The 3,356-nt window shown below is 62.4% G+C and carries 2 protein-coding genes; both read right to left on the bottom strand.

The genetic code is table 11. The annotated features are described in order from the left end of the window. Positions 1–32 precede the first annotated feature (32 nt). Positions 33–1,586, bottom strand: a complete 1,554-nt coding sequence (locus CR492_RS20125) for an ISL3 family transposase (RefSeq protein WP_102845488.1) — start codon at positions 1,584–1,586, stop codon at positions 33–35. 129 nt (positions 1,587–1,715) lie between these two features. Next, a complete protein-coding gene (locus tag CR492_RS20120) occupies positions 1,716–3,269 on the bottom strand; it encodes an ISL3 family transposase (protein ID WP_102845488.1) in 1,554 nt (517 codons plus the stop codon). Positions 3,270–3,356 lie beyond the last annotated feature (87 nt).

Below are 3,356 nucleotides of genomic sequence, written 5' to 3'. Positions count from 1 at the left end.
GGGCTCTGACGCACTCTTGGTGCAGCTGTCGATCAACATGCGCCGATAAGGCGGGCTTCGAGCAGATCGAGTTTTGCCCGTCCGTACATTTGGCGCTTCACGAGCTTCAGCTTTGTGATCTGGCCTTCTGTTTGACCGTTAGACCAAGCGGAAATGATCGCGGCGCGAACGGCGGTCCTGTCCTTCGCGACGCCGTTGGCGAAAGACGTAACGAGACTGGATCGCGCCTGTTCAATCCAGACGTCGAGTTGCGCCTCGTCCTTTTTGCGGATCATAGCGTGGAAAGCGGCGATAACGGCTCGCGCTTCGATGAGCAGCGGGACCCCGCTTTCTATCGTCGCAATCGCCACGGTCTCCGATTTCGAAAGCGTGTCGCGGCCGGTCGTCATCAGCCGCGCGATGGTTCTCGCGGACGGAACGCGGCGCAAGCTTTCAGCGTCGGCTTTTTCGGCGCGGCGACGACGCCCGGCCCACTCGGAGACAACCCGCAAACACCCCCGGAATCCCTGGCTCTTCAGACGCCGCCAAAGCTCGGAACCGTTTTGAACGCCCGCCGTCCATTGCGCGTCGAGCCAAGGAAGATACGATTCTAGCGAACTCTCGCGCGTTCGAAACACGTCTGAACGCTGACCTCTCAGAATCCTGCGCACGAGGCCCCGGCTATATCCGGTCTCGCGCACGATCTCCTTGATCGAGGCTCCCTTCTCGGCGCGTGCGAGGATGGCGGCGTTCGCGTCTTCCCGCCGCAGATATCCCTCGTATTGAATGCGTTCAGCGGCGGTGAGCAAATCGGGATCGATGATCGCCGCGCCGATCGCGGTGCGGATTTGACGTATTGATTTGCGCACAGCGTCGAGGAAAGCATGGCTGGCGTTCTCCATCAGATGCCAGCGGTCGGCGACCTGCGTCGCCTGCGGTAGCGCTTTGGCCGCGGCCAGCGAATAGCCTCCGCCGCGATCCCGAGAGACAATGGCGATCTGTGGCTGACCGGCCAGCCACGCCTGGGCGGTCGCCGGCTCCCTGTCGGGTAGAAGGCGGATGGGCCGGCGCCGTTCGAGATCGCAAATGATCGTGCCGTAACGCTGGTTGCGCCTCCACGCCCAATCGTCGATCCCGACCACAATCGGCGGCGGGATCGGCGGACAGCCTCGCTTGCGAACGACTCTCAACAAAGTGTCGTTGCTCACCGGCAGCATCAATCGGCGAGCGAAGCTCGCGGCGGGCCGCCCTCCGAGCGCAAGACCGAGATGGTGGACCAGACAGTCGAGCCGTGCGGTTCGGCGAGCCCGAGGCGCCAAAACATCGGCGCTGAATCGCTCGGTGAAAATTGCGCGGCGACAAAGAGTGGCGTCGCATCGAAAACGCCGCGCGACGACGACGAGTTGAACTTGCCTGCCCGCCAACGGCAGATCGGCCAAACGCCGAAGATAGCGGCTGTGGATGCGTTCGGTGATCGCCTCGCAGTCAGGGCATCGACTTGATTTACTCATGTGGCGGACTGTGATGACGGTCATCGCGCCATCGTGGACGGCGCTCTCGACGGAGAAACCGGGCGGCACGAAAGCCGAGGGGCGGAGACTTCGCATGGCGTTGATTCCTTGATGAAACCAATGCCAGCCGGCGCCCAAACTTCATCAAAATTGAGTCAGAGCCCCTTTTGCGCGCCGGTCCGGGGTCCCAGTTCGGCTCTGACGCACTCTTGGTGCAGCTGTCGATCAACATGCGCCGATAAGGCGGGCTTCGAGCAGATCGAGTTTTGCCCGTCCGTACATTTGGCGCTTCACGAGCTTCAGCTTTGTGATCTGGCCTTCTGTTTGACCGTTAGACCAAGCGGAAATGATCGCGGCGCGAACGGCGGTCCTGTCCTTCGCGACGCCGTTGGCGAAAGACGTAACGAGACTGGATCGCGCCTGTTCAATCCAGACGTCGAGTTGCGCCTCGTCCTTTTTGCGGATCATAGCGTGGAAAGCGGCGATAACGGCTCGCGCTTCGATGAGCAGCGGGACCCCGCTTTCTATCGTCGCAATCGCCACGGTCTCCGATTTCGAAAGCGTGTCGCGGCCGGTCGTCATCAGCCGCGCGATGGTTCTCGCGGACGGAACGCGGCGCAAGCTTTCAGCGTCGGCTTTTTCGGCGCGGCGACGACGCCCGGCCCACTCGGAGACAACCCGCAAACACCCCCGGAATCCCTGGCTCTTCAGACGCCGCCAAAGCTCGGAACCGTTTTGAACGCCCGCCGTCCATTGCGCGTCGAGCCAAGGAAGATACGATTCTAGCGAACTCTCGCGCGTTCGAAACACGTCTGAACGCTGACCTCTCAGAATCCTGCGCACGAGGCCCCGGCTATATCCGGTCTCGCGCACGATCTCCTTGATCGAGGCTCCCTTCTCGGCGCGTGCGAGGATGGCGGCGTTCGCGTCTTCCCGCCGCAGATATCCCTCGTATTGAATGCGTTCAGCGGCGGTGAGCAAATCGGGATCGATGATCGCCGCGCCGATCGCGGTGCGGATTTGACGTATTGATTTGCGCACAGCGTCGAGGAAAGCATGGCTGGCGTTCTCCATCAGATGCCAGCGGTCGGCGACCTGCGTCGCCTGCGGTAGCGCTTTGGCCGCGGCCAGCGAATAGCCTCCGCCGCGATCCCGAGAGACAATGGCGATCTGTGGCTGACCGGCCAGCCACGCCTGGGCGGTCGCCGGCTCCCTGTCGGGTAGAAGGCGGATGGGCCGGCGCCGTTCGAGATCGCAAATGATCGTGCCGTAACGCTGGTTGCGCCTCCACGCCCAATCGTCGATCCCGACCACAATCGGCGGCGGGATCGGCGGACAGCCTCGCTTGCGAACGACTCTCAACAAAGTGTCGTTGCTCACCGGCAGCATCAATCGGCGAGCGAAGCTCGCGGCGGGCCGCCCTCCGAGCGCAAGACCGAGATGGTGGACCAGACAGTCGAGCCGTGCGGTTCGGCGAGCCCGAGGCGCCAAAACATCGGCGCTGAATCGCTCGGTGAAAATTGCGCGGCGACAAAGAGTGGCGTCGCATCGAAAACGCCGCGCGACGACGACGAGTTGAACTTGCCTGCCCGCCAACGGCAGATCGGCCAAACGCCGAAGATAGCGGCTGTGGATGCGTTCGGTGATCGCCTCGCAGTCAGGGCATCGACTTGATTTACTCATGTGGCGGACTGTGATGACGGTCATCGCGCCATCGTGGACGGCGCTCTCGACGGAGAAACCGGGCGGCACGAAAGCCGAGGGGCGGAGACTTCGCATGGCGTTGATTCCTTGATGAAACCAATGCCAGCCGGCGCCCAAACTTCATCAAAATTGAGTCAGAGCCCCAGTTCAATGCCGATTGAC

It is taken from the genome of Methylocella silvestris (genome assembly GCF_002891535.1).
Taxonomy (GTDB): domain Bacteria; phylum Pseudomonadota; class Alphaproteobacteria; order Rhizobiales; family Beijerinckiaceae; genus Methylocapsa; species Methylocapsa silvestris_A.
Note: the sequence above shows the minus strand (reverse complement) of the source record. Positions and strands in the feature narration are given on the sequence as shown.

What these genes read in the sequence shown, in the direction of transcription:
- CR492_RS20120 (WP_102845488.1), bottom strand. Translation starts at nt 3,269, where the DNA reads ATGCGAAGTCTCCGCCCCTCGGCTTTCGTGCCGCCCGGTTTCTCCGTC.
- CR492_RS20125 (WP_102845488.1), bottom strand. Translation starts at nt 1,586, where the DNA reads ATGCGAAGTCTCCGCCCCTCGGCTTTCGTGCCGCCCGGTTTCTCCGTC.